Source organism: Burkholderia sp. BCC1972, from assembly GCF_905339605.1.
Classification (GTDB): Bacteria; Pseudomonadota; Gammaproteobacteria; order Burkholderiales; family Burkholderiaceae; genus Burkholderia.
In genome coordinates this window covers 488,292-514,783 of the sequence record NZ_CAJPGH010000001.1, presented here as the reverse complement: position 1 = coordinate 514,783, position 26,492 = coordinate 488,292, and the positions used below count along the sequence as shown (strand labels likewise).

The following is a 26,492-nucleotide window of genomic DNA, read 5'->3' as shown; positions in this document are numbered from 1 at the left end:
CGCCGCTCACGTGATCGGCCACTGCAGGATCACGATCCCGTCGTTGTAGTCGCGGTCGGCGCCGTCTTCGGCGCCGAGCCAGCCGAGCCAGACCGTATCGCCGGCGGACAGCGGCGCGAGCCGCGCATCGGTCGCGGATGGTTTGCCATTGGCCGACGCGTCGATCCGGATCCTGCCGCCACGCGAGTTCAGCGTGAACTGCCTGACGCCGTCGTCGCCGTTGCCGGCGAACGACGCGGCCGGTTCCGTCGCGTCGTCGATGAACAGCTTCAGGTCCTGCCGGTCGGCGGCATTCGCATAGAAGGTCGCCTTGAAATCGGTATTCGGCGGCAGCGTGAAGTGGCCGTTGCGGTCGGACGACGGCTTGAAACCGGGCTGCTTCGTGTCCGGATGGCTGCCGGCGATCTCGATGGTCGTTTCCCAGCGGAAGTAGCCCGACACGGCGCCGTCGCGGTCGAGCACCGCGAAATCGGCCGTGCAGGCGGTGGTGCCGGCAGCGAGCACCTCGCTGCGCCAGAAATGGTCTTTCATCGGCCGGCACGACGGCTGAAGCAGGTCGTCGCCGTCCGGCACCGGCGTGGCGGCATCGCGGACTTCCGCTTCGATCGGCGCGACGATGCCGGCGTCCTTCAAGACGAACCGGACGAACAGCACGCTCACCTCGGCGCGCAGCGCCAGTGCGGTCTCGCGCAGGTGAAGCTGGTCGCCCGGCGACAAGCCGGCAAACAACCGGTTGTCGTTGTGGCCGACCTGCCCGGCGTCGCCGGGGCTCAACACGTAGATGTGCCGGCCGTCGATCACGGTCGGCGCATCGGCGTCCCGGCTTGCATCGGGGTAGGTCGACAGCAGCGTGACGGCGTCGATGACTGCGAGCACATCGCAACGAAGACCAGACATGGGCACCTCCTCCGCAACAAGGGGGGCGGCGCGGACGGCCGTCGCGCGGCCGCCCGCCTGCCGCGATCAGTTATGGATCGAGATGAACGGATCCCACGAGAAGCAGCCCTGGCTCTGACAGTTGCGATCGATGATCTGGAACTGGAAGTGGTAGGTCACGCGGCCGACCTTCAGGCATTCCGACGACCAGTAGTAGTTCGCGACTTTCTGGCACGTCGGCACTTCCGGCTTGCTGGTGTTCGGCACCGGGATCGACGCTTCCGCGACGCGCGGCGTCGGCGTCGAGATCAGGTCGTTGCCGACGTTGCCGATGAACTTGTAGAACACCACCTGGTTCTCGAAGCCCAGCGACAGGCTCGTTTCGCGCCAGCGGATCAGGTCGCCGACCTGCGCTTTCAGGTCGAGCTCGCCGCCCGCCTGCCCGGAGATCACGTTGTCCTGGTTGGTCACCATATAGACGTAATGCCAGTCGATCAGCGTCGGTGCGGCCGGGTTCCTGCTGGGATTCGGATATTTTTTGAGAATGGTTTCGGTATCGAACGAAACGAGCACATCGGTAACGCGTGACATAGAAGCTCCCGTTTTAAGTAATGGGACTTATCGTTGCGCGAATTGCTTCGTGCGGCCGCCATCGCCTTGTGCCGCAAGGCTTCGCTGCGGAATCGGCAGGTGCTGAAGCGACGGCGAATGCAGGTTATCCCGTTTGGTTAATCGTGGAAGCTGTAAAAGTAAACAGGTCGCCAATATTATCTGTATTATTAATTTTGAAATCGGAATCAATCGAATCGATACGCTACATAAATATAGCGACATTGAATCTGTTAATCGATTGGCCGATTATCTGCGGGGGAGGGGAAAGGCGGGGAAGCCGCTTACCGGTACGTCCACAGCCGGTGCAGCACGAACGTCGTCGGCGGGATCAGCAGCGCGATCGCGGCGATGCTCGTCCCGCGCGACAGGTCGAGCGCTTCGGCGCCGCGCGCCAGCAGCATCGTCTCGACGAAGCCGGCCAGCGTGACCGCGAGAAAGCGCACCACGTTGCGCGTGTGCACCGTCGACGAGAAGCTCCACAGCGTGTTCGCGAGATACGAGAACGCCGTCGCGCACAGGAAGGCGACCGCGTTCGCGGTCACCAGCGTCGCATCGAACAGCGTGAACAGCGCCGCGGCGACCAGCGTGTGGATCGCGGTCGAGAAAAGTCCGGACACGCCGAAGCGCACGAGCCGCGTGCGTTCGGCGCAGAGCAGGTCGATCATGGCGGCACGTGTGCGTCAGCGGGCGCCGATCCGCGCGCGGGTCGGCTGCGCGCGGCGGCGGGGGGCCAGGCGGCGCGCATCGCGCGCAACCGGAAGCTCGATCACCTTGCCGTGCGCCTGGTAGCGGCGGCGAATCAGGTAGACGGGCCGTTGCTTCGACTCGTCGTAAATTCGTCCGACGTATTCGCCGACGACACCGATCCCGATCAGCTCGATGCCGCCGATGAACAGCGTGACCGAGATCAGCGACGCGTAGCCGAGCACCGGATTGCCGAACAGCAGCGTGCGGAAGATGATGAACGAGCCGTACAGGAACGCGAGCGCGGCGATGCCGAGGCCGATGTAGGTCCAGCTGCGCAGCGGCACGGTGCTGAAGCTGGTGATGCCTTCCAGCGCGAAATTCCACAGCTTCCAGCCGGAGAATTTCGAGTGCCCGGCGCTGCGCGGGTCGCGCTGGTATTCGACGATCACGGTCTTGTAGCCGACCCACGCGAACAACCCCTTCATGAAGCGGTGCCGCTCGGGCAGGCTGCGCAGCGCATTCACGACCTTGCGGTCCATCAACCGGAAATCGCCGACGTTCTCCGGTAGCTTCACGTCCGACAGGATGTTGTGCACGCGGTAGTAGATCGCGGCGGCGGTGCGCTTCGCGAACGAATCGCACGCGCGGCTGCTGCGTTTCGCGGCCACGACTTCCGCACCGTCGCGCCAGTGTTCGATCATCACGGGGATCAGGCTCGGCGGATCCTGCAGGTCGGCGTCGAGCGGAATCACCGCGTCGCCGGACGCTTCGTCGAGGCCGGCCGTCAGCGCCGCTTCCTTGCCGAAGTTGCGCGTGAGGTCGATCACGCGCACGCGCCGTTCGGCGGTGCTGATCCGGACCAGGCGCTCGAGCGTGTCGTCGCGGCTGCCGTCGTTCACGCAGACGATCTCGAAGCGGATCGCGTCGATGGCCGTCAGCAACGGAATCACGACGTCGAAGAAGCGCTCGACGGCCTCGCCTTCGTTGTAGAACGGCACGACCAGCGAAACGAGCGGTGTATAGAGTGGTTCCCGCATGATGATTCCCCTTGTAATGACGCGTCACCGGTCGGCGCCGATGGTCGGGCGGCCGGTGCGGCGCATTCCGTACGCCGGGCGGTGGTGCGGCCGGACCGGATGAGCAAACCCGGTGTCGGTCGAGTGGTCGCGCGCGTCGGGCATCGACGGCACGTCGTGTCTTTCCTGCGCGATCCGGCTGACGAGCAGCGCGAGCGACGCCAGCGTGACGAGCGGCATGAACTGGAACGGCAGGTGCGGCATGACCGTGAGGCCGGCGAGCGGCATCAGCCACAGCAGCATCAGCCATTCGCGATCGAAGCGCCGCCAGCCGTGGGTCCATGCATAGCGGGCGTACCACGCGATCACGAGGCCGTACCAGGTCAGGTCGTAGTCGTACAGGTACGGGCTGACGAGCAGGCATGCGCATGCGAGGGTTGCGGCGCGCAGTGCGTAGGAGCACGCGCCGCGCCACGCGTAGACGGTGGCGAATGCGGCGGCGGTGGCGGACAGCAGTTGCAGGACGCGGGCAACGAGCACGGGCCAGCCGGCCATCGTCGCGAACGCGAACACGGACGGCATGCGCGAGAGCTTCGCGTGCCCGGTGCCGACGGCCGCGTAGACGTTGCCTATCACATGCGCGAACGTGACCCACGGGCCGACGCCGAACGCGAGCGTCGCGAGCGCGGCGCTACCGGCGATCGTCGCGGCCCACGCGGCCAGCGCGCGCCACTGGCCCGCGCACAGCAGCGCGAGCGGGAACAGCACCGCGAGCTGCGGCTTCATCGTCAGCAAGCCGAAGCAGATGCCTGCGACGACGGGGCGGCGGTTCAGCGCGAGCAGGCCGGCGCCGGCGAGCATCGCAGTGAAAAGGCTGCTCTGGCCGACGATCACGGTAAGGAATGCGCCAGGGAACGCGAGTGCGCACAGCCAGGCGGTATCGCGTTGCACCGTCGCGCGGATCGTCACGGCGAACAGCGTGTATGAGGTGGCGAGCCACAGCACGAGCGCCAGCGTGTACGGCAGCCAGCCGAGCGGCAGCACGAGCAGCAGCATCGTCGGCGGATAGAGCCAGGGCTGCGTGCCGTCCGTGAGCGTCATCGTCGGGACAGCAAGCTTCTGGACCGCGAACAGCGTGGGGAAATGCCACGCGTCGGCGCCGTGACCGTGCGCGGCGAGCCATGCGGCGCTCCAGATCGGCGAGAAATCCGGCGACAGCGGTTCCGGCGCGCCATGGTTCGACAGGATCACGCGGATCAAGTAAATGCCGATGAACAGCAGCTCGGTCAGCAGCGCGGCGGCCGCATAGAGGCGTACGCGGTCGCGATTGAGCCAGTGCGGGTAGCGGCGCGGGCCCGCGATCGGGAGTTCCGGATGTGCGTCGATGGCGGAATGCGCATGGCGGGCGAACGAAGGCGCTTTCATTGCGCGCTCCGTGACGTCAGTGCCGTGCGACGCACCGCGACGAACAGCACCGCGAGCAGCACGACCGGCCCGATCTGCGGCAGCTTCGCCAACCGGTTGAACATCTCGAAGAGCGGCAGCAGCCACGCGAGCACGAGGATGCCCTGGTCGCCGGGAAGCCAGCCTTCGTCGAGACCGTGCGCAATCAGGCAGAAGACCGCGATGCCGAGCCACGTCAGTTCGTAGTGCCACAGATACGGCGTCGTCAGCAGCGTGGCGACCGCCAGCACCGCGCCGCGCAGGCGCATGTCGTTCGTGCGGCGCCACACGCTGACGGCCGCGGCGATCGCGAGCAGCGCGACCGCCGCCTGTGCGGCCAGCGCGGCGGCAACCGGTGCGCCCGCGAGCCGCAACGCGGCGAACGGCGTCGGCGACGCGAGCCAGTACGACGCGAGCATGAAATGCTGCGCGCGTACTGTCGACATTGCGTGAGTCAACCCGTGCAGCGCGGCCGGGCCGGTCAGTGCGACACCGGCTGCCGCGAACAGCGTCGCGCTGATCGCCGCCGCCGCGAACGTGCGCCACGCACGCGTGGCAACCAGGACGATCGGGAACAGCACGGCCAGTTGCGGCTTGATCGCGAGCAGGCCGATCAGCACGCCGGCCACGACGGGGCGCTTGCCAAGCAGATGCAGCGCAAGCGCGGCGAGGCCGGCGGTCAGGATGCTGTTCTGCCCGAACAGCGCGGACATGCACACGCCCGAGTACGCGACCACGACGAGCGCCGCGGCGCGCGGCACGGGAAGATGCGCACGCAATCCCGACAACCGCGAGACGGCGAGCGCGTAGCATAAAAGACTGCCCGCGAAAAAGAGGAAATAAGCGGGCAGGAAAGGCACGAGGGCAACCGGCGCGATGAGCAGCAGCATCGTCGGCGGATAGAGCCAGGGAAGCGGCCGGTGTTGCAGAAACGCACCGAAGTGCGCGAACTCGGCCTGCGTGAATGACGAAGTGTCGTAGGCCGATGCGGCATGGCCTTGCAACACGAGATGCGATGCAGTCCAGAAGACCGAGAAGTCGGTGCCTGGACGGGCAGTGGCGTTCGACGTGAAGCCGTCGGTCACGACGCCCCACACGACCACCAGTGCGACGAAGAGCATCAGCATGATGCAGCTGTACGGAATGATCCGGTCCGCTGTCAGCCATTGAGCACAGCGTATGGCGCGATCGCGCGTTTCACGATTGGCTGTGTACATGATGCCCCGTCTGTCGTAGTGGCTGCGTGGTCTGTCACAGCCGTTTGATGTGGTCGTGCCCGCGGATCGAATCGCGTTGAAACGGCGTTGTCCGGTGAATTCATTGTTGAAGAAAAAATCGCGTGATGCAAATCACGCACTGGCTGCCGGAATTTCGATCGCCGAGTGACGGCCTTGAAAACCGTGTTTTCAAGTATGAAAAATCGAGGTAATCGGGTTTCGTGTTTCTGGCTTGAAACATTCGGTGAATTTCGCCGGGTTCGCACGCCGCCGAACGCGCGGCACGCGACCGGCGTTGCGCATCCGGGAAAGTCCCGACGAAATTTTTTCTGCCCTTTGTGCAGCGCGGCGGCGGGCATTCGGGCGGGCCGCGCCGGCCGCCGCGGGTCGTTCAAGTTTGAAACATTTCGGGCATCGCGCCGTGGGCCGGGGAGGGGGGAAATCGCCGGAACCCTTGATACGCAGAGATTCCACTCGGGATGGCCTGCTCTTTGCGTAAGCGTTGGCACGGCAGTCGGGCGACGTGACGACCGGGCGGTTCCGAAAAGACACACGGAACCGGCTACGGAGTCACCTGCGGAAGAGATGACCGGAGCGCGTCGGGGAACACGCAGCGCCAGGTCGACGAACCGCGAAACCAGTCGTCGATCGACCCAGCAGACCCGGAATCTTCAGGGCAATAAGAATTCGGCATGGCAGCACATGGGGAATAAAAATGAAAGACCACAGCACATCGCGGATCGCAAGCCGCGTTAAAGACACATTGCGGATGTGCCGGGAACTCGTCTCCCGTTCAACTGGATTCCATGCGTCGAGCGGCCGTCGTGCCGTTCCGGTCGGTCGGCATGCCCGGTTCGTCCGGCTGGTCGCCCCGTATACGCCTCTCTCGCGTTCCGCTTCACTGATACCCGTTCGCACGGACAGGGGTGTGCATCCCCGTTCCCGCAGCTGAACGTCGCGTTCCGTTTTTTCGTGTAGTGCCGGTGGTGCCCACCCCGACGTCTTGATCGACGAAGGGTATTTAATAGCAGTCCGAAAGGAGAGTGCTCATGTCGAGAATCATCGAAAAGATCGCCTGGTTCGCCGAGGATCAGGACGGTGTGACGGCCATTGAATACGGTCTGATCGCCGCGCTGATCGCGATCGGCATCGCCGCCGCGCTGACGACGGTCGGTACGGATCTGAAGACCGTGTTCAGTACGGTCGCCGACGATCTGGACTCTGTAGTAGCAGCAATTTGATGAGCGGTACGGCGGACGGCTCCTCCGAACTGTTCGTCGGCACCACACGGCATCAACAACCTGCCTCGACGTATCGATGCCGGATCATTCGATCCAGCCGGCACGCGAGGGCTTCGAAAGTGACTACGCAAGGAGAACGCCATGTCCAAGTTCATTCAACAAGTCAGCCGTTTCGTTCGCGATGAAGACGGCGTCACGGCCATCGAATACGGCCTGATCGCCGCCCTGATCGCCATCGGCATCATCGCCGCGCTGTCGACGGTCGGCAAGGACCTCAAAACCGTGTTCACCACGATCGCGGACGACCTCGATTCGGCGGTCGCAGCGATCTGATGGACCGTGCCGCGGACGGCTCGGCTGGTGCAGTGCTCGAGCCGTCCCCGGCCATCCGATCAACCAGGAACCGGAGACCATCATGCAAGCCACGATGCGTGCCGTCTGTCGCTGGATCGCCGACGAGCAAGGCGTGACGTCGATCGAATATGCGTTGCTCGCGGCGATGTTCGCCACCGCGGTACTGGGCAGCGTCGTCACGCTGAAAGGCTCGCTTGTCGACACGTACGAGGTGATTGCCACGGCCGTGACGTCCGCGGTAACCAACGCGCTGGCAATGGTTTCCTGATCCATCGATTCGATCCGAGAGGTCCGCCATGTTACCTGTTGCGCCGCCTTACCCGGTCCCGTTGTGCGTGACGCTGCTCGCCGTCGCCGCGGCCAGCACGGACATTGCAAGCCGCCGCATTCCGAACCGCCTCGTCGCGTTCGGGCTCGTCGGTGCGCTGGTCGCGCAGTGCATGCTGCACGGCGTCCTGGCCGGCGCACTCGAGTGGCTCGCAGGTGCGGCGACCGGCTTCGGCCTGCTGCTGCCGTTCTACCTGTTGCGCGGGATGGCGGCCGGCGACGTGAAGCTGATGCTCGCGATCGGCGCATGGGTCGGGGCGGAAATGACGTTCTACATCGTGCTGGCCACGTTCCTGGCCGGCGGGATCGGCGCCATCGCGTTCGCGCTGCTGCGCGGCCGGATGCGCCAGATGTGGGCGAACGTTCGCGTGCTGATCGCGCGTCGTTTGCAAGGGGCGCACGGAGAAGCCGCCGGCGGCCCCGTGGAAATCGCATCGGTCGGCACGCTGCCGTATGGCGTGGCGATCGCGGCCGGCACGCTGGGCATGTTGTTCGTGTCGTGTGCATAGCGCGACGAACACGCAACGAGGACGGAGCGACCATGAACACGAATCACACCGAACCGAGACGCGACGCGCAGGTGGCGCACCTGCCCGATCCGCTGCCGTCTCGGGAAGCCCATACCAAACTGGGCACGCAGTTGCCGACGGCGCCGCGCACGCTCGAGGAAACCGGGCTGAGCATGACGTTCGTCGCCGGGCTCGTGCTGAAGTCGACGCTGGTGCTTGGCCGCCCGTCGTACGGCGACCTGGTCGAGCGGCACTGCCTGCCGCTCGCGGTGCTCGACGACGTCTTCGCATTTCTGGTGCGCGAGCGTCTCGTCGAGCTCACCCATCGCGGGGCGACCGATCTCGACGTGTCGTTCCGCCTGACCGACGCGGGCCGCGTGCTGGCGCTCGAGGAACGGGCGCGCAGCGGCTACAGCGGGCCCGCGCCGGTGACGCTCGACGCGTATCTCGCGTGCCTGGACAAGCATTCGGTACGCAAGCTGCAGATCAACCAGAGCGACGTGTGGACCGCGTTCGAAGGCATCGTGATCGACACGTCGATCCTCGATGCGGCGGCCGCGGCGCTGAATTCAGGCCGGCCGCTGCTGATCTATGGTCCGGCCGGCAGCGGCAAGACCTTCCTCGCCGAGCGGCTCGGCTCGCTGATGCGCGGCCACGTGCCGGTGCCGTACGCGATCCACGCGGCCGGCGAAGTGATCCAGATCTACGACCCGCTCGTGCATGTCGACGCGGGATCGCGGGCCGGCGGCCAGTCGGTCGACCGCCGCTGGCGCCTGTGCGAACGGCCGATCGTGATGTCCGGCGGCGAGTTGACGCTCGGCGAGCTCGATCTCCGTCGCGACGAAGCCGCCGGTTTCTACCAGGCGCCGCCGCACATGAAGGCCAACATGGGCATGTACGTCGTCGACGATCTCGGCCGCCAGCGCGTCGAGCCGCGCGACCTGCTCAATCGCTGGCTGCGCCCGCTCGATCGCGGCGTCGATTTCCTGACGCTCGAATCCGGTAATCGCTTCGTGATGCCGTTCGATGTGTGGCCGGTGTTCTCGAGCAACCTGTCGCCGGAGCAGATCTGCGACGACGCGTTCCTGCGCCGCCTCGGGTCGAAGCTGCACGTCGGCGCGATGTCGGTCGAAGACTACCGTGCCGTGTACGACGCGGCCTGCGCATCGCTGGGGCTCGTCTCCGCGAGCGATGCCTTCGACTACCTGCTGCATCGGCTGCATCTGCCGACCGGCAAGGCGTTTCTCGCCTGTTTTCCGTCGGACCTGCTGCGTCTCGTGGCGGCCGGCGCGCGGTATCGCGGCGATCCGCTCGAAGTGACGCACGACGCGCTGTACGACGCATGGGCGAGCTATTTCGGTTCGGCGCCCGAACGTGACGGCGGTCATCCACCGACCGTCGAACGCGGTGGCCGTACGTTCATCACCGGTTGAGCCGTTTCTTTCACGAATCGTCGAGGAGCATTGCCATGAAAAACAGTCGAGCGGTCATGATGCTGGTCGTCGCGATGATCGCGGGTCTTGCCGCGGTCGTGTTCGCGTCCCACTGGCTGGTGCAGACATCCACGAATTCGGTCACGCCGGTCGCGGTGGCCACCACCGACCTGAACCTGGGCGAACCGCTCGGGCCGAACCAGATCCACATGGTCAACTGGCCGTCGGGCAGCGTGCCGACAGGCGCGTTCACCGATACGAAAGCGCTCGAAGGGCGCGTCGTGCGCACCAGCCTGTCGCGCGACGAGCCGGTGATCGAGTCGAAGCTCGCGCCGGTCGGCACCAAGGGCGGGCTGTCCGCGGTGATCGCCGACGGCAGCCGCGCGATCACGGTGCGCGTGAACGACGTGGTCGGCGTCGCGGGTTTCGCGCTGCCGGGCAATTACGTCGACGTGATCGTCAACACGCAGGAACAGCAGGGCAAGACCGACGGGCAGAGCATCTCCAAGATCGTGCTCGAGCACATCCTCGTGCTGGCCGTCGCGCAGCAGGTGAGCCGCGACGACACCGCACCGAAGGTCGTCAACGCGGTGACGCTGGAAGTCACGCCCGACCAGGCCGAACGGCTCGACCTCGCACGCAGCGTCGGCACGCTGTCGCTCGTGCTGCGCAACCAGATCGACCAGAAGACGCTGAACACCGGCGGCGCGACCAAGCTGACGCTGCTCGGCAAGGAACCCGCACCCGAAGCGCCGCCGGCTCCCGCACGCGTGCGGCCGGTACGCATGCACGTCGCATCGCACGCTGGGCCGGAAGTACGGCGCGACTGCGTCGGCGTACTGACGGGTGTGAAGGGCAGCGTCGAGTGTTTCTGAAACAGATCAAACCAGCCATATAAACAGATCGGCCGCCGGCAACGTGCGGCGGCCTTGGAAGTCGAAAACCGGCACGGCGCCGGTCTCTCGGGGGATCAGACGAAATGAAGATCAAACCGCAATGCACAGGTACCGGCCCGCTGCGGACACGCGTCGCACGGGGCACGATGATGGCCGCGATCCTCTGTACGGGATGGCTGACCGTTTATGGCGCACTCGCGCAGGAAGGCGTCGAGTCGGCCGTGCTGACGAAGGGCGGCGCCAGCGCGCCGGCCGCGGTCGGCAAGGGGCCGATGCAGATGACGATCAGCATGGCGCCGGTGCCGGCCGCCGCGCCCGCCGCCTCGGCGGGGCCGCTGCGCGGGCCGAACTGCGTCGGCGCCGTGCGCGAGTCGACCAGCGTCAGCGTGCCGCTCGGCAAGTCGCTGCTGGTGCCGATGCCGGAGCCGGTCCGCAATCGGACGATCGGCAACCCGGCCGTCGCCCAGGCCACGATGGTGTCGCCGCAGACGCTGTACATCCTCGGGCTTGCCGTCGGCACGACCAACATGATCGTGCAGGGCAAGAGCGGTGCTTGTCGCGTGATCGACGTCGCGGTCGGCGCGGACGCCGGCGGTTTGCAGGCGTCGCTGCTGCAGCTGATGCCGACCGAGCGCGACATCCACGTATCGACCGCGGCCGGCACGATCGTGCTGGCGGGCACCGTGTCGAGCTCGCAGGCCGCGCAGCAGGCCGTGCAGATCGCCCATGCGTACGGCGACAGCGCCGGCGACCCGGCCGCGGGCGGCAAGGGCGGCGGCGGTGTGTTGAACATGCTGAACGTCACGTCGCCGCAGCAGGTGATGCTCGAGGTGAAGGTGGCCGAGGTGTCGAAGACGCTGATCAACCAGATGGGCAGCGCGTTCAACATCCAGGGCGGGTTCGGTTCGTGGAGCGGCGCGCTGGTCAGCAACCTGCTGGCGGGCGTGGCGAGCGGCGCCGTCTTCAACAAGGCGAACAACAAGCCGTTCAGCATCGCGGCCGACGCGCAGAACACCGACAACCTCGTCAAGATCCTCGCGGAGCCGAATCTCGTGACGATCAGCGGCCAGGAAGCGACGTTCCTCGCCGGCGGCAAGATCTTCATCCCGATCCCGCAGAGCGGCAGCAACGGCGTCTCGTCGATCACGCTGCAGGAAGAGGAATTCGGCGTCGCGCTGAAGTTCACGCCGACGGTGCTGGCCAACGGCCGGATCAGCCTGAAGGTCGCGCCGGAAGTGTCGGAACTGTCGCAAACGGGCGTCACGCTGAGCGCGTCCAACATCGGCGGCACGTCGATCCTGCCGCTGATCACGACGCGGCGCGCGTCGACGACGGTGCAGATGGGTGACGGCGAATCGTTCGCGATCGGCGGGCTGATCAAGGACAACGCGAGCGGTGCGCTGAAGGCGATCCCCGGCGTCGGCGAAGTGCCGGTGCTCGGCGCGCTGTTCCGCAGCACGTCGTTCCAGCAGGACCGCACCGAGCTGATCTTCCTGATCACGCCGCACCTGGTGAAACCGCTGCAGACCGCGGACGTGCCGCTGCCGACCGACAGCTTCTCCAAGCCGAACGAAGCCGACGTGTACGCGACCGGCAACATGGAAGGCCGTGGCGGGGTTCGCAAGGCAGGCGCGCAACCCGCGAACGGCGCAGCCGCGGCACCGCAGGCACCGGCCCAGGCGCCGGCACCGGCACCGGCACCGGCACCGGCTCCGCAATCGGAAGTGCCCACCGGTCCGACCGCCGCGCTGCCCGCGCCGCGCGCACCGCAAGGCGCCGATGCGCAGTCGCCGGTGCTGGCCGAGCCGCAGAAGGTGCCCACGCCGGTGGTCGCCACCGTGCCGCAGCCCGACACGTCGAACGCGGCCCGCATCGCGCGCATCGAAGCCACCGCCGCGCGCCTCGCGGCAGGCGGCCCCGACACGCCGGCCAAGCCGGCGGCGCGACCGAAGCACCGGGTGACGGCAGCGCAGGCGCAGGTCGCGCGTGCGGGCACCGAACCCCAGTCCACCGATCGTTGAAGCCATCCAAGGGGACACTCATGAAATCCGCCTACCTCGTATTCGTGCGCCGCGCGGCGCTCGCCGTCCCGCTCGCGTTCGCGCTTGCCGGCTGCATGTCGTCGACCCCGGTGTGGGACAGCCGCTTCGGCGATTCGGTCCGCACCGTGATGCAGGCCCAGATCATCGATCCGCATGCCGGCGAACACCCGGCATCGGCATCGGGGGTCGACGGCGCCGCCGCCGCGGCCGCGCTCGACAACTACGAAAAGTCGTTCAAGCAAGCCGTGCCGCCTGCCAATGCCTTCGTGATCGGCATCGGCAAGTCCACCCAGTAACGACAGGACGCTCAGGGAGAACGCCATGAACAGCGCAGCCCGCTATCCGAAAGTCACGCGTCGCAACCTGCATCGCCAGCGCGGTGCCGTCGCGATCATCGTTGGTCTCGCACTGGCGGTGATGATCGGGTTCGTCGGGCTCGCGCTGGATCTCGGCAAGCTGTACGTCACGCGCAGCGAACTGCAGAACAGCGCCGATGCGTGCGCGCTGTCGGCTGCGCGCGACCTGACCTCGGCCATCAGCCTGTCGGTGGCCGAGGCCGACGGCATCGCCGCCGGCCACCTGAACTTCGTGTTTTTCCAGAACCAGTCGGTGCAGTTGTCGACGAATTCGAACGTCACGTTCAGCGATTCGCTGACCAACCCGTTCCTGACCAAGAACTCGGTCACGACACCGGCGAACATCAAGTACGTGCAGTGCGCGACGAAGCTGAGCAACATCGCGCACTGGTTCATCGAGGTGCTGAACGTGCTGCCGGGCACGAAGCTCGCGAACGCGGCGGAAGTGTCGGCGAGCGCGATCGCGACCGTCGGCGGCGGGCAGACGGCCTGCGCGATTCCCGTGTTCGTGTGCCGCGGCCCGTCCGATCCGGCCTACAAGGTCGGCGACTGGCTCACGTCGCCGTCCGGTTCATCCTACGGGCCCGGCAATTTCGGCTGGGCGGCGCTCGACGGCACGACGAACGAGCCGACGCTCGCGAGCGAACTGTCGGGCAATAGCTGCAATATCAAGAGCCCGCCCGATCTCGGCACCACCGGCTTGAAGTCGGCGTCGCTGCGCGCCTGGAACACGCGCTTCGGCATCTATACGAACGGCGCGAACGGCTCGAGCGGCCAGCCCGACTTCACCGGCTACGCGTATGTCGGCCCGAACTACGGGCCGCCCGGAACAGCGGGCATCAAGGGCGACGCCTACACGCAGTTCGTAGCCGACCGCGCTGCTTTCAAGTCCTACCAGGGCGACGGCGCGCCGCCGACGGGCAGCGGGATCGCCACCAACGGCACCGCGACCGCGAGCAACTACCAGAGTTACGGCGGCGACCGCCGAGTCGCGCTCGCGCCGGAAGGCGACTGCTCGACACTGAACGGCAGCAGCGGCAAGGTGCACGTCACGCAATGGGACTGCGTGCTGATGCTCGATCCGTTGCCCTTCAGCGCCGGCAGCGGCAACGTCATCGCCCACCTCGAATACCTCGGATCGTCCGTCTCCGGCAACAACCCGTGCGCGACGCACGGTTTGCCCGGCGACGGCAGTGCGTCCGGGGTCCAGGTGCCGATGCTGGTCCAATAGGGAGTGACGATCATGAAAATGCCCCCGATTCGTCGTTCGCGCACCCGTGGCGCCGTTGCCGTCGAGTTCGCACTCGTGCTGATGCCGATGATCATGCTCGCGACCGGCGTGGCCGAGTTCGGCCGTGCGATCTACCAGTTCGAGACGCTGACCAAGGCGACGCGCGACGCGGCGCGCTACCTGTCGATCTGGCTGCCGACCGACAGCGCATATCCGGTGTCACAGGCGCAGTGTCTCGTCGTCTACGGCAGCACGACGTGCGGTGCTTCCGGCACTGAGCTGGTGCCGGGGCTCACGACGTCGATGGTGACGATCTGCGACGCGCAGCACACGACCGGCTGCAGCGACGCGTCCGATCCGTCGCAGTTCGCGAACCTGCCGACCTACGACTCGAACAACAACGCGGCGGGCGGCACGGCGATGGGCGCGATCAACGTCGTCGAAGTGAAGATCACGGGCTACAAGTACCAGCCGATCCCCGCGTTCCCGGGGCTGCCGTCGATCACCTTCAACAACATCGTCACCGTGATGAGGCAAGTGTCATGAGCGCGCGCCATGCCCTCCCGTCACGCCGGCGCACCCAGCGCGGTGCGGCAATCGTCGAGTTCGCGCTGATCGCGTCGGTGCTGATCATGCTGCTGATCGGCATCTTCGAGTTCGGCCGCGTGCTGTTCTACTGGAGCACCGCGAGCGAGGCCGTGCGCCTGGGCGCGCGCACGGCGGTGGTCTGCGACGTGAACGCGGCCGGTGTCGTGAAGCGCGTGAGATCGCTGCTGCCGCTGCTGTCGAACGCGAACGTGTCGGTGAACTACTCGCCCTCAAGCTGTGACGTGAATTCTTGCGCGTTCGTGACCGTCAGCGTCACGAACGTCACCGTCAAGACGATGATCCCTTTCGTGAACGTCACGGTGACGATGCCGCCGTTCACGACGACACTGCCGCGCGAAAGTCTGACTTCCGCGACGGGCGGCACCGCCTGCAACTAATCGAACAGACGAGGCACACGACATGATCAACCTCCTCGTAGCTTCCGACGACACCGCGCGCCTCTCGCAGATCGCGCGCCTCGTGGCCGACTGCGGACGCTATCGCGCGACACGCGCGACCGGCCGCCCGTCGCAGATCGAGCATCGCACCGACGGGCTCGACGCGTTCGATGTCCTGCTGGTCGACGGCACGTCGCTCGACGCGTCCGAACTGTCGGCAATCGAGCGCATCTGCCGCGCACATGCGAACCTGACCTGCATTCTCGTGACGGCGGACGCATCGCCGCACGTGCTGCTCGACGCGATGCGCGCAGGCGCGCGCGACGTGCTGCAGTGGCCGCTCGAGCCGCAGGCGCTCGCCAACGCGCTCGAACGGGCGGCCGCGCAAAGCACGCGGCGCGACACCGACGATACGCGGATCGTGTCGTTCATGTCGTGCAAGGGCGGGGTCGGCACGAGCTTCGCGGCCAGCAACGTCGCATTCGAGATCGCCGAAGGCTTCAAGCGCCGCGTGCTGCTGATCGACCTGAACCAGCAGTTCGCCGATGCGGCGTTTCTCGTGAGCGACGAAACCCCGCCGTCGACGCTGCCGCAACTTTGCGCGCAGATCGAGCGGCTGGACAGCGCGTTTCTCGACGCGAGCGTCGCGCACGTGACGGAAAACTTCCACGTGCTCGCGGGCGCCGGCGACCCGGTCAAGGCCGCGGAGATGCGCGAGGACGCGCTCGAATGGATCCTGGGCGTCGCCGCGCCGCGCTACGACTTCGTGATCTTCGACGTCGGCGTCGGCATCAATCCGCTGACGATGGTCGCGCTGGATCGCAGCGACCAGATCCAGATCGTGCTGCAGCCCGCGATGCCGCACGTGCGCGCCGGCCGCCGGCTGCTGGAGATCCTCGTGTCGCTCGGCTACTCGACTGATCAGATGCGGCTGATCGTGAACCGCACGACACGCGCCAGCGAGCGCACCCGCACCGCGCTCGAGGAAGTGCTGGGCCTGCAGGCGGCCTGCACGATTCCCGACGATGCAGATACCGTGCTCGAGGCGATCAACCAGGGTCATCCGGTGTCGCGGCTCGCGCGCGGCACGGCGGTCGTGCGTGCGTTGCAGGGGTATGCAAAAAAGCTCGTCGACGGGGAGGTGCGCACCGGGCATGGCGCGGTGAACAGCGAACCGTTGATGTCCAGGCTCTTTGGCCGCAAGGCCACGCCGAAGCTCAAGTCCATGTAACTCTTTCGGGGAACCATCATGTCATTGCGCGAACAGATGTCGTTGCACCGGGCCCAGCCGCTGGCGGCGGGCAACGAGCCGGCCGGCCCGGCCCATTCGTCGGTGCGCGACGCCTACCAGAAGCTGCGCCGCGAGATCCACCTGGCCGTACTCGAACGCGTCGAACTCGAGCGCCTGTCGCGGCTGCCGCAGGATACGGTCCGCATGGAAATCGGCGCGCTGATCGCGCGCATCCTCGACGAGGGGCGGCTCCCGGCGAACGACATCGAGCGCCGGCAGCTCGCGGTCGACGTGTACGACGAGATGTTCGGCTTCGGCCCGCTCGAAGCGCTGCTGCGCGACCCCGGCATTTCCGACATCCTCGTGAATACGTACCAGCAGGTCTACGTCGAACGTTGCGGCCAGCTCGAACTGACCGACGTGACGTTCTACGATGACGCGCACCTGATGAAGGTGATCGAGAAGATCGTGTCGCGCGTCGGGCGCCGCATCGACGAATCGAGCCCGATGGTCGATGCGCGCCTGCCGGACGGCTCGCGCGTGAACGCGATCATCCCGCCGTCCGCGATCGACGGGCCGCTGATGTCGATCCGGCGCTTCGCGGTCAACCCGCTGAAGATGGACGACCTGGTGCGCTACCACAGCCTGACGCCGCCGATGGCCGAGCTGCTCGACGCGCTGTCGCGCGCGAAGGTGAATGTGCTGGTGTCGGGCGGCACCGGCAGCGGCAAGACGACGCTGCTCAACATCCTGTCCGGCTTCATTCCGCGCAACGAGCGGATCGTGACGATCGAGGATGCGGCCGAGCTGCAACTCCAGCAGCCGCACGTGCTGCGCCTCGAAACGCGCCCGCCGAACATCGAGGGCAAGGGCGAGATCACGCAGCGCACGCTGGTGCGCAATGCGCTGCGGATGCGCCCGGACCGGATCATCCTCGGCGAAGTGCGCGGCGCCGAAGCGCTCGACATGCTCAACGCGATGAACACCGGCCACGAAGGCTCGCTCGCGACGATCCACGCGAACACGCCGCGCGACGCGCTGACGCGGCTCGAGAACATGATCAGCGTCGCCGGCCTGACGCTGCCGCCGAAGACGATGCGCCAGCAGATCGCGTCGGCGATCTCGGTGGTCGTGCAGGCGGCGCGGCTGACGGACGGCAAGCGCAAGATCGTCAGCATCCAGGAACTGACCGGGATGGAAGGCGACATCATCAACATGCAGGAGATCTTCACGTTCAAGCGCACGGGCGTGGATCGCGACGGCTCGGTGCGCGGCCACTTCTGCGCGACCGGCGTGCGGCCGAAGTTCGTCGAGCGGCTGCAGGCGTTCGGCATCAACCTGCCGGATTCGCTTTACGACCCGTCCCAGCGGTACGAGACGAACTGACGACAGGGCACCGTTCGCTGCCGGGGAGGCTTCATGAACACGATCTTTTACGGTTTTGTGATTCTCACCTTCGTCGCGGTGGTGCTCGCGATCGAAGGCGCCTATCAATGGTGGAACGCGCGGCACGGCAGCGCCGCGCGCCGGATCGAAGCGCGCATCCGCGCGATGTCGGCCGGCGGCAACGTGCAGCAGGAGCGGCTGTCGATCCTGAAGAAGCGGATGCTCGACGAGTCGAAGCCGTTTGACCGGATGCTGCTGCGCATGCCGCGCGTGCAGGCGCTCGATCTCATGATCCAGCAATCGGGCCTCGACTGGACGCTGCCGAAGCTGATCATGCTCAGCGTGGTGTTCGCGGCGTTCGCGTGGATCGTGACGAGCTTCGCCTCGCGCATGCAGCTCGCCGCGCTGCCGGTCGCGCTGTTCGCCGGCTGCCTGCCACTGATGTACGTGATGCGGTGCCGTGGGCGCCGGTTGCGCAGGCTCGAGCGGCAGTTGCCGGAGATCTGCGACATGATCGCGCGCGCGCTGCGTTCCGGTCACTCGTTCACGAGCACGCTCGGGATGGTCGGCGACGAGTTTCCCGATCCGATGGGCGGCGAATTCCGCGTCACGTTCGACGAGGTCAACTACGGCGTGTCGCTGCACGATGCGCTGATGAACCTCACGACGCGCGTGCCGGTGCAGGACCTGCGCTACTTCGTGATCGCGGTGCTGATCCAGCGCGAGACGGGCGGCAACCTGGCCGAGCTGCTCGACAGCATCGCCGCGCTGATCCGTGAGCGCTTCAAGCTGTTCGACAAGGTGCGCGTGCTGTCGGCGGAAGGGCGGCTGTCGGCATGGATTCTCGGGCTGCTGCCGTTCGGTACCGCCGCGGTCATGGCGCTGCTGAACCGCGAATTCCTGTCCGTGCTCTGGGAGGATCCGGCCGGGATCAGGATGGTCGGCACGATGCTGGTGTCGATGCTGTTCGGCCTGTTCTGGATCCGTCGTATTGTCCGCATTCGCGTCTGACGCGAGTGCTGAATAACGAACCGTTGCGAGGTTGTCATGCAAAACCTGAGCGTGATCCAGGCCGTGATGCTGGGCGGCTTGTTCATCTTCGTGGCCGGCGGCGTGCTCATCGCGATGCTGCTGTTCGCGCCGCGCAGCATCCAGCGCCGGCTCCAGCAGGCTGGCGCGGCCGGGGCGGGAGGGACCGTCGTCGGAGGGGCGGGCGCGGGCGACGACATGGCATCGCGCTGGGTCGCGAAGCTGGTCGAGCTGTCCACCCCGATCTCGAAGCTGTCGGTGCCGAAGGAGGGCTGGGAGAATTCGCCGCTGCGCATCCGGATGATGAACGCCGGCTGGCGCAACCAGAGCGCGGCCGCGCTGTATTTCACGGCGAAGACGGGGCTTGCGCTCGGGTTGCCGTGCGCAGCGCTGCTGGTGCTGATCACGACGTCGCTCGGCAACGAGCGCGCGCTGCTGTCGGTCATCCTCGTCGCGCTCGCCGGGATCGGCTACTACATCCCGAACATCGTGCTGTCGCAGCGGGTCAAGGTGCGCCAGCGGACGATCTTCGAGGATTTCCCGGATGCGCTCGACCTGCTGACCGTGTGCGTCGAAGCGGGGCTCGGGCTCGACGCGGCGCTGATGAAGGTGAGCGAGGAACTGCGCTTCAGCAGCGACGTGGTCGCAAGCGAACTCGACCTGCTGCTGCTCGAGATGCGCTCGGGTTTCACGAAAGAGACGGCGCTGCGCAATCTCGCACTGCGGACCGGCGTCGAGGACATCGAGTCGTTCTGCGCGATGCTGATCCAGGCCGACCGCTTCGGCACGAGCATCAGCGAATCGCTGCGCGTGCTGTCGGACATGCTGCGCACGCGGCGCCGGATGCGTGCGGAGGAGCGGGCAGCGAAGATCGCGCTGAAGCTGCTGTTCCCGCTGATCTTCTGCATCTTCCCCGCGCTGATGATGGTGCTGCTCGGCCCGGCAATGATCCACGTGTATCGCGTGCTGCTGCCGACGTTCGTTGGCGTCACGCAGTGAGCGGCGAACCGGCGTTGCGCCGGGACGGCCGATAAAGGATGAACGTGCAGCGCGGCCTACCCGCCGGCCGGCACGGCAACAGGCTTCATGGAGGCTCCCTCCCCAGGCGGCGCCGCGAGACAGGTCGACCATAGCGGCGTCAATGCATCCTGGACCCATGGTCGGCCATGGAACAAGCCGTAGTCCACCGCCTTGCCGGCTGCCCCCTACTGCTAACCCGTGAAGCGGCGCTGCCGGCATCGCGCGGCACGATCGAACGCGATGTCGCAGGGATGAGCCGCCGCCGTCGAGTCAATGCATCTTCGAATACCGGTTCGGACGTCTGCGTGCGCTGTCCGGCGCGGCAGGTCGCGATCCCCGAACCCGATCGCGCCCGGTTTTCCCTCCGCGAATCGCGGATACCCATCACCTTGACGACAGGACCGACGCGCCGCCGGCTCCGACATTGCGACGCGCGCGGCCTGTCCGGTCCGCGCGACCGTTTCCTCCCTCGCGTCAATCGCATCGATGCCTTGAGTTTCATCATCCGCCGCGCTACATTGCCGCTCGCAGAATTCCGCGCGGGCACCTGCGCATCCTGTAACGCGTACGTAAGGAACCCCGATGGGGCAACAGCCGGAAGGCCACGACGACATTCCCGACAGCCCGGCCGGCAGTGACGCCCTCGCGCCGGTTGCAGGGGCCGCCGCGTTGCTGGCCGTCACGCTCGGCACGCTGAGCGCGGTCGACTTCCTGCCGGTCGACCTGCGCTGGTGCGCACCGCTCGCCAGTGCATGGTGCAACGTGCTCGTCGTCGCGATCGGCGTGCTGCTCGCCGGTCGCGCGCGCCGCGACCTGCCGCAGGGCCTGCTCGCCGACTGGCTGCGCAGCGCATTCCGTCGCAAGCAGGAGCAGGAGCCGGAGCAATACGACAATCCGTGGCCGGCCATTGCCGCCGCGATCGACTGGCGGCCGTGGGCCGTCACCGCGGGCGCCATGCTTTCCGTCGCGATGGCCGCGCTCGCGTGGCAACCGCCGTCGCCGGTGATGCTGATCCGCGCGATGGCCGCACCCGAACCCACGCTCGCGGTCGGCGCCGCCTGCCTGGTGCTCGCGTTTCTTACACTCGTCACCGAACGTCACCACGCGGCCGCCGCGGATCGCTCGGCCGTGTCCGCATCGCTCACGCGGATGCTGCGCGTGGCGCTCGTCACCGCGCTCGCGGGCGTGCTGGCCGCCGCATGGTTCGCATTCCGGCATCGCACGGCCGATTGGCTCGTGCATGCGGCCGCGCTGCTCAATGCCGCCGTGGCGGCCGAATTGGCCGTTCGCGGCGTGCTGTCGTGGTTTGCGGGGCCGCGCGGCGCCGTCGCGCCGACCAGCGCGATTGCCGGCCTGCTGAGCCGGCGCCCGTCGCCGTTCGCGTCGCTCGGCGCCGAGCTGCGGCATCGCTACGGCATCGATTTACGGCAGAGCTGGGGATGGCGCAGCTTTGTGCGGCTGCTGCCGGGTGCGCTCGGCGCGACCGTCGCCGCTGCGTGGCTGCTCACGGCCGTCGTCGTGCTGAGCCCCGAACAGCGCGCGGTCTATGAACGTTTCGGCGCGCCGGTCGCCGTCTGGCAGCCGGGGCTGCACATCGGGCTGCCCTGGCCGTTCGGGCGCGCGCGCATCGTCGACAACGGCGCCGTGCACCAGGTCGCGATCGCGGGCAACGCGAACGACGGCGGCGCCGACACGCGTGCCGCGCCGGCCGACGGCCCGACACCCGAAGCCATCAACCGCCTGTGGGATACCCCGCATCCGCAGGAAACCACCCAGGTGATCGCCGGCGCGAACGGCGATCGCCAGAACTTCCAGATCGTCAACGCCGACGTGCGGGTCGATTATCGTCTCGGGCCGACCGACGCCGACGCCCGCGCGGCGCTCTATCGCACGATCGATCCGGAAAGCACGGTGCGCGTGAACGCGAATCGCGAACTGGTCCACTACCTCGCGTCGCATACGCTCGAATCGCTGCTCGAAACCGATCAGGCCGCAATGGCCGATCAGTTGAAGCGCGCCATCCAGCAGCAGCTCGACCGCCTGCAGAGCGGTGTCGACGTGATCGCGGTCGTGATCGAGAGCGTGCACCCGCCGACCGGCGCGGCGGCCGCCTTTCACGACGTGCAGGCCGCGCAGATCCGCGCGCAGGGCAGTGTCGCGCAGGCGCGCGGCTTCGCGGCCGGCCTACTCGGCAACGCACGGCAGCAGGCGCTCGCGCGGATCGCGCAGGCCGAAGCGCAGGCGGGCGACACGCTGTCGTCAGCGCGCGTGCAACAGATCGATTTCGATGCCGACCTGGTCGCGTACCGGCTCGGCGGCCCCGCGTTTCCATTCGAGTATTACCTTGACCGGCTGCAACGCGGGCTGCGCAACGCACGCATGACGATCATCGACGACCGGCTGGCCGACGGCACGCGGGCAACCGTCGATCTGCGCAACACTCCCGCCGGCGATCTGGCCGGCATTCATTGACATGACGCGGCATGTTCCGCGCGGGCGGCGCACCACGGCGGCAGCGCGTGCCGCCGCGCCGCACGCGGGCGACACCGCATCCGGGGCGACATCGTGAGTCTGTTTCATTCGCACGCGCATGACCATGCGCACCACGGCCATGGCCACGACCACCATGCGCATCACGGCACACCGCAGCCGTCCGGCGCCTTCCGCCTGCGCGTCGCCGTCGCGCTGCTGTGCGTGCTCGTCGCGCTCGCGGTCGCGAGCTTCGTGCAGGTGCGTGCCGGCGAGGCCTCGGTGATCACGCGTTTCGGGCGTCCGGTGCGCGTGCTGCTCGAACCGGGGCTCGCGTGGCGCCTGCCGGCACCGATCGACGCGGTGACGCCGGTCGACCTGCGCCTGCACACGACGTCGAGCGGCCTGCAGGACGTTGGCACGCGCGACGGGCTGCGCATCATCGTCGAGGCGTACGTCGCGTGGCGCGTGCCGGCCGATGCGCGCGACATCGGGCGCTTCATGCGCGCGGTCGGCAACGAGCCGGACGAAGCGGCGCGGCAGATTCGCTCGCTCGTCGGTTCCGCGCTGCAGACGACGTCCGCCGGGTACGACCTCGCGTCGCTCGTCAACACCGATCCGTCCCAGGTGAAGATCGGCGAATTCGAGGACACGCTGCGCCGGCAGATCGACGCACAGCTCTATGCGGCCTATGGCGTGCGCGTGGCCCAGGTCGGGCTCGAGCGGCTCACGCTGCCGGCCGTCACGCTCGCCGCGACCGTCGAGCGGATGAGCGCGGAACGCGAAACGGTGGCCGCGCAGCGCACCGCGGACGGCAATCGCGAAGCCGCGCAGATTCGCTCGGACGCCGAGCGCGACGCGCGCATCGCGCTGGCCGATGCGAACGTCAAGGCGGCCGGCATCGAGGCGCAATCGCGCAAGGACGCGGCCGACATCTACGGCAAGAGCTATGCGGGCAACCCGCACCTGTACACGATGCTGCGCTCGCTCGACACGCTGAACACGGTGGTCGGCACCAATACGAACCTGATCCTGCGCACCGATGCCGCGCCGTTCCGCGTGCTCGTGCAGGGCCCGGCCGATGCGGCGGCGCAGGCTGCGCCGGCGTCGAAGCCGCGCAAGGCGGCCCGATGAGCGCACCGCCTGTCCCGCCGCTCGGGCCTGGCGCACAGGCCGTGCGCCTGTCGTTCTGGTTCGTCGCCGCGGTCGCGGTGCTGGCCGCGTGCGCATGGGCCGGCTCGAACATCCGGCGGATTCCGGCGGACAGCCGCGCGGTCGTGATGCGCTTCGGCGCACTCGTGCGCACGCAGGACGCCGGGCTCGTGATCGCGTGGCCGCAGCCGTTCGAATCGGTCCTGCTCGTGCCGGGCGCCGCGCGCGTGCTCGAACGGCGGATCCGCTCGCTCGATCGCGATCCGCGGGCGCTCGCGCCGTCCGCGCAGGGCGTCGCGCGGCTGCCCGACGCGCTGGCCGGTTCCGGCTACGTGCTGACCGGCGATGGCGGTGCCGTCGCGTTTAGCGCGGTGCTCTATTACCGGGTCAGCGATCCGTATGCCTACGTGCTGCAGCAGGACCGTCTCGACGCCGCGCTCGAGCGGATCGTGTCCGCGTCGGCCGTCGAGGTCGCGGCGACCCGCGATCTCGATGCGATCCTGGTCGCGCGCCCCGAGCAACTGGCCGCGGACCGGCAGATGGCGGCCCGCCGGGAACGGCTGCGCGGCGACCTCGCCGACGCGGTCGCACGGCACCTGCGCGCGCTGGACGCGGCGCACGCGGGGCTCGGCGTCGAAGTCGCCCGCGTCGACGTGCAGCCGGCGTTTCCCGGCGCGGCGGCCGATGCGTTCAACGCGGTGCTGACGTCGCTGCAACTCGTCGAACGGACCATCGCCGAAGCACGCACCGCCGCCGAACAGCGGCGGCAGGATGCGCAGCAGGACGCCGACCGGATCGTCCAGGACGCGCAGGCACGCGCGACCGAACGCGTCGCGACCGCGCAGACCGACACGCTGGAAATCCGGCAGCTCGACGCGACGGCGCGCGAGAACGGCGATCCGGGGCTGCTGGCGCGGCTCTATCGCGATCGCGTGCAGCGTGTGCTGTCGAAAGCCGGGCGCGTGACGACGATCGATCCGCACGACACCTCGAACCTGATCCTGCCCGGGAGCGCCCGATGAATACGCTCGCCGAACCGGCTGCCGCGCCGGAACCCGCGCCGTCGGCGACGGCTTACGCGCTGTCCGCCGACGAACGTCGCACGATCACGCGGCAGATCGCGCTGGCGCTGCTCGCAGGCGGGCTGCTGATGCTGTCGTTCGCGTGGCGCGCGCTGTCGCCCGGCGGCGACACGCTCGCGCAGCTGCTGGCCGCGCTCGCGTCGCTGATCGTCGCAGGGCCCGTGTTCGCGAGCGCGTGGCACAGCCTGCGCGCGCCGAGCCTGCACGGCGTGACCGACCGCCTGATCGCGCTCGCGATGCTGGCCGCGTGGGCCATCGGCGACATGACGACGGCCGCGCTGCTGCCGATCGTGATGACGTTCGGCCATGCGCTCGAGGAGCGCAGCGTGCTCGGCTCGCAGGAAGCGATCCGCGCGCTCGGCCGCTTGACGGCCGGCCGCGTGCGCCGCATCGGCGCCGACGGCAGCGTCGCCGAAGTCGCGTATGACGCGCTGCACGCGGGCGACTGCATCGAGGTGGTCGCCGGTGCGCGCATTCCGGTCGACGGCATCGTGACGGCCGGTGTGTCGAGCGTCGACAACGGACCGATCACCGGCGAATCCGTGCCGCTCGACGTCGACGCCGGCAGCACCGTCTACGGCGGCGCGCTGAATCTCGACGGCGTGTTGCGGATCGAGGTCACGCACACCGGCAAGGATTCGACGCTCGGCAAGATCATCGCGCTGATGCAGCATGCGGAGCAGGCGAAGCCGCCCGTCACGCAGGTGCTCGAGCGGCACATGGGCGCGTATCTCGCGCTCGTGCTGCTGATCGCGGCGATCGTGTGGTTCACGTCGGCGAACGCAGCGGCGATGCTCGCGGTGATCGTGGCCGCGTGCCCGTGCGCGCTGGTGCTCGCCGCGCCGTCCACGGCCATCGCCGGCATCGCCGTCGGTGCTCGGCACGGGATCCTGTTTCGCAATGCCGCGTTCCTCGACAAGATCGCCGAGGTCGACGCGCTCGTGATCGACAAGACGGGCACGCTCACCCGCGGCGAACTGCAGGTCCGGCAGGTGTGGCTGCAACCGGGTGTCGACGGAACGCACGCGCGTACGCTGGCCGCCCGGCTCGGCGAGGGCAGCGCGCATCCGGCGAGCCGTGCGCTCGTACGCGATGCCGTCGCATCCGGCCTCGTGAGCGCGGCCATTGCGCCGTTCGAGCGCACGCGGGAGTTGCGCGGGCTCGGCGTCGTCGCCGATACGCCGGACGGCACGGCCGTACTCGGCCGGCCCGCGCTGCTGGCCGATCATGCCGGCGCATTGCCGCCGCCGCCCGACGGTTTCGACGGGCCGCTCGTCGGCCTCGTGCTCGACGGGCGGCTGCTCGCGTGGTTCGGTTTCGCCGACACGCTGCGGCCCGACGCGCACGAGGCGCTCGCGGAGCTGCGTGCGCTCGGCCTCGCGCGCCAGACGCTGCTGACGGGCGACCGCGAGCCCGTCGCGCGCAAGGTCGCCGCCGAGACCGGCATCGATACGGTGGTCGCGCAGGCGCTCCCGCACGACAAGCTCGATTACGTGATGCGCGAGATTGGCGCCGGCCTGCATCCGCTCGTCGTCGGCGACGGGCTCAATGACGTGCTGGCGATCAAGGCCGGCTCGACCAGCATTGCGATGGGCGAACGCGGTGTCGACATCGCGATCGCGTCGGCCGACGTCGTGCTGCTCGGTGACGACCTGAAGCGGATTCCGACCTGCATCCGCCTCGGCCGGCATTGCCGGCGCACGGCGACGACCAACGCGGCGATCGGGCTCGCATGGACGCTCGCGGTGATCGCGCTGGCCGCGACCGGTGTGCTTGGCGCGGTGTGGGCCGCGATCCTGCACAACATCGGCACGTTCATTGTGATCGCCAACGCGGGCCGGTTGCTGCGGATCGACGAGCCCGTTCACGCGGCCTGAGCGAACGTGGCGCGCCGGCC

Annotated in this window: 25 protein-coding genes; 19 read left to right on the top strand and 6 right to left on the bottom strand. The window is 67.9% G+C overall.

The window, feature by feature from the left end:
- Nucleotides 1–6: 6 nt before the first annotated feature.
- The 6 genes from U5798_RS02300 to U5798_RS02275 all read right to left on the bottom strand — a co-directional run bounded on the left by U5798_RS02300 (nt 7) and on the right by U5798_RS02275 (nt 5,851).
- Nucleotides 7–897: an AidA/PixA family protein gene (locus U5798_RS02300; RefSeq protein WP_124448410.1), complete on the bottom strand. Its 891-nt coding sequence runs from the start codon at nt 895–897 to the stop codon at nt 7–9.
- 66 nt (nt 898–963) lie between these two features.
- Nucleotides 964–1,467: an inclusion body family protein gene (locus tag U5798_RS02295; RefSeq protein WP_124448408.1), complete on the bottom strand. Its 504-nt coding sequence runs from the start codon at nt 1,465–1,467 to the stop codon at nt 964–966.
- Nucleotides 1,468–1,769: 302 nt separating this feature from the next.
- The gene (locus U5798_RS02290) at nt 1,770–2,153 is read right to left on the bottom strand and encodes a GtrA family protein (RefSeq protein ID WP_124448406.1); all 384 of its coding nucleotides are present in this window, start codon (nt 2,151–2,153) and stop codon (nt 1,770–1,772) included.
- Nucleotides 2,154–2,168: 15 nt separating this feature from the next.
- Nucleotides 2,169–3,212 (bottom strand): glycosyltransferase family 2 protein, encoded by a 1,044-nt coding sequence (locus U5798_RS02285; protein ID WP_322081036.1) that lies wholly within the window; start codon nt 3,210–3,212, stop codon nt 2,169–2,171.
- A gap of 24 nt (nt 3,213–3,236) precedes the next feature.
- Nucleotides 3,237–4,616 carry a glycosyltransferase family 87 protein gene (locus U5798_RS02280; protein ID WP_322081035.1) on the bottom strand — a complete coding sequence of 460 codons (1,380 nt, stop codon included), beginning with the start codon at nt 4,614–4,616 and terminating at the stop codon, nt 3,237–3,239.
- Nucleotides 4,613–5,851, bottom strand: coding sequence for a glycosyltransferase family 87 protein (locus tag U5798_RS02275; protein ID WP_322081034.1), 1,239 nt, complete (start codon nt 5,849–5,851; stop codon nt 4,613–4,615). The genes U5798_RS02280 and U5798_RS02275 overlap by 4 nt, the downstream gene beginning before the upstream one ends.
- Before the next feature lie 1,049 nt (nt 5,852–6,900).
- Between U5798_RS02275 and U5798_RS02270 the strand changes: the two genes are divergently transcribed.
- From U5798_RS02270 to U5798_RS02180, 19 genes are all read left to right on the top strand, one after another.
- Nucleotides 6,901–7,092 carry a Flp family type IVb pilin gene (locus U5798_RS02270; RefSeq protein ID WP_124448399.1) on the top strand — a complete coding sequence of 64 codons (192 nt, stop codon included), beginning with the start codon at nt 6,901–6,903 and terminating at the stop codon, nt 7,090–7,092.
- A 141-nt stretch (nt 7,093–7,233) separates the two neighbouring features.
- A complete protein-coding gene (locus U5798_RS02265; protein WP_059241391.1) occupies nt 7,234–7,425 on the top strand; it encodes a Flp family type IVb pilin in 192 nt (63 codons plus the stop codon).
- 82 nt (nt 7,426–7,507) lie between these two features.
- Complete coding sequence (locus U5798_RS02260) at nt 7,508–7,714, top strand: Flp family type IVb pilin (protein ID WP_322081033.1); 207 nt, start codon at nt 7,508–7,510, stop codon at nt 7,712–7,714.
- A gap of 28 nt (nt 7,715–7,742) precedes the next feature.
- Nucleotides 7,743–8,282, top strand: a complete 540-nt coding sequence (locus U5798_RS02255) for a prepilin peptidase (protein WP_322081032.1) — start codon at nt 7,743–7,745, stop codon at nt 8,280–8,282.
- 32 nt (nt 8,283–8,314) lie between these two features.
- On the top strand, nt 8,315–9,715 hold the full coding sequence (locus U5798_RS02250) for an ATP-binding protein (RefSeq protein ID WP_322081031.1): 1,401 nt from the start codon (nt 8,315–8,317) through the stop codon (nt 9,713–9,715).
- Nucleotides 9,716–9,750: 35 nt separating this feature from the next.
- Nucleotides 9,751–10,590 carry a Flp pilus assembly protein CpaB gene (gene cpaB, locus U5798_RS02245; protein WP_322081030.1) on the top strand — a complete coding sequence of 280 codons (840 nt, stop codon included), beginning with the start codon at nt 9,751–9,753 and terminating at the stop codon, nt 10,588–10,590.
- A 104-nt stretch (nt 10,591–10,694) separates the two neighbouring features.
- Nucleotides 10,695–12,632 (top strand): type II and III secretion system protein family protein, encoded by a 1,938-nt coding sequence (locus U5798_RS02240; protein WP_322081029.1) that lies wholly within the window; start codon nt 10,695–10,697, stop codon nt 12,630–12,632.
- A gap of 20 nt (nt 12,633–12,652) precedes the next feature.
- Nucleotides 12,653–12,949 (top strand): hypothetical protein, encoded by a 297-nt coding sequence (locus tag U5798_RS02235; RefSeq protein ID WP_322081028.1) that lies wholly within the window; start codon nt 12,653–12,655, stop codon nt 12,947–12,949.
- A gap of 25 nt (nt 12,950–12,974) precedes the next feature.
- Nucleotides 12,975–14,240, top strand: a complete 1,266-nt coding sequence (locus U5798_RS02230) for a TadE/TadG family type IV pilus assembly protein (RefSeq protein ID WP_322081027.1) — start codon at nt 12,975–12,977, stop codon at nt 14,238–14,240.
- 12 nt (nt 14,241–14,252) lie between these two features.
- A complete protein-coding gene (locus tag U5798_RS02225; protein ID WP_124448384.1) occupies nt 14,253–14,786 on the top strand; it encodes a TadE/TadG family type IV pilus assembly protein in 534 nt (177 codons plus the stop codon).
- Nucleotides 14,783–15,226: a TadE/TadG family type IV pilus assembly protein gene (locus U5798_RS02220; RefSeq protein WP_124448382.1), complete on the top strand. Its 444-nt coding sequence runs from the start codon at nt 14,783–14,785 to the stop codon at nt 15,224–15,226. Before U5798_RS02225 ends, U5798_RS02220 begins: the two co-directional genes overlap by 4 nt.
- A 22-nt stretch (nt 15,227–15,248) precedes the next feature.
- Entirely contained in the window at nt 15,249–16,457 is a 1,209-nt protein-coding gene (locus U5798_RS02215) for an AAA family ATPase (RefSeq protein WP_322081026.1), read from the top strand.
- An 18-nt stretch (nt 16,458–16,475) separates the two neighbouring features.
- On the top strand, nt 16,476–17,843 hold the full coding sequence (locus U5798_RS02210) for a CpaF family protein (protein ID WP_322081025.1): 1,368 nt from the start codon (nt 16,476–16,478) through the stop codon (nt 17,841–17,843).
- A gap of 33 nt (nt 17,844–17,876) precedes the next feature.
- Nucleotides 17,877–18,854 (top strand): type II secretion system F family protein, encoded by a 978-nt coding sequence (locus U5798_RS02205; protein ID WP_124448376.1) that lies wholly within the window; start codon nt 17,877–17,879, stop codon nt 18,852–18,854.
- Nucleotides 18,855–18,890: 36 nt separating this feature from the next.
- Nucleotides 18,891–19,871, top strand: coding sequence for a type II secretion system F family protein (locus U5798_RS02200; RefSeq protein WP_124448374.1), 981 nt, complete (start codon nt 18,891–18,893; stop codon nt 19,869–19,871).
- A 603-nt stretch (nt 19,872–20,474) separates the two neighbouring features.
- Complete coding sequence (locus tag U5798_RS02195) at nt 20,475–22,364, top strand: protease modulator HflK (RefSeq protein ID WP_322081024.1); 1,890 nt, start codon at nt 20,475–20,477, stop codon at nt 22,362–22,364.
- Between the two features lie 93 nt (nt 22,365–22,457).
- Nucleotides 22,458–23,495 (top strand): protease modulator HflC, encoded by a 1,038-nt coding sequence (locus U5798_RS02190; RefSeq protein WP_322081023.1) that lies wholly within the window; start codon nt 22,458–22,460, stop codon nt 23,493–23,495.
- Nucleotides 23,492–24,535 carry a protease modulator HflK gene (locus U5798_RS02185; protein ID WP_322081022.1) on the top strand — a complete coding sequence of 348 codons (1,044 nt, stop codon included), beginning with the start codon at nt 23,492–23,494 and terminating at the stop codon, nt 24,533–24,535. The genes U5798_RS02190 and U5798_RS02185 overlap by 4 nt, the downstream gene beginning before the upstream one ends.
- Nucleotides 24,532–26,472, top strand: coding sequence for a cation-translocating P-type ATPase (locus tag U5798_RS02180; RefSeq protein WP_322081021.1), 1,941 nt, complete (start codon nt 24,532–24,534; stop codon nt 26,470–26,472). The genes U5798_RS02185 and U5798_RS02180 overlap by 4 nt, the downstream gene beginning before the upstream one ends.
- Nucleotides 26,473–26,492: the final 20 nt, after the last annotated feature.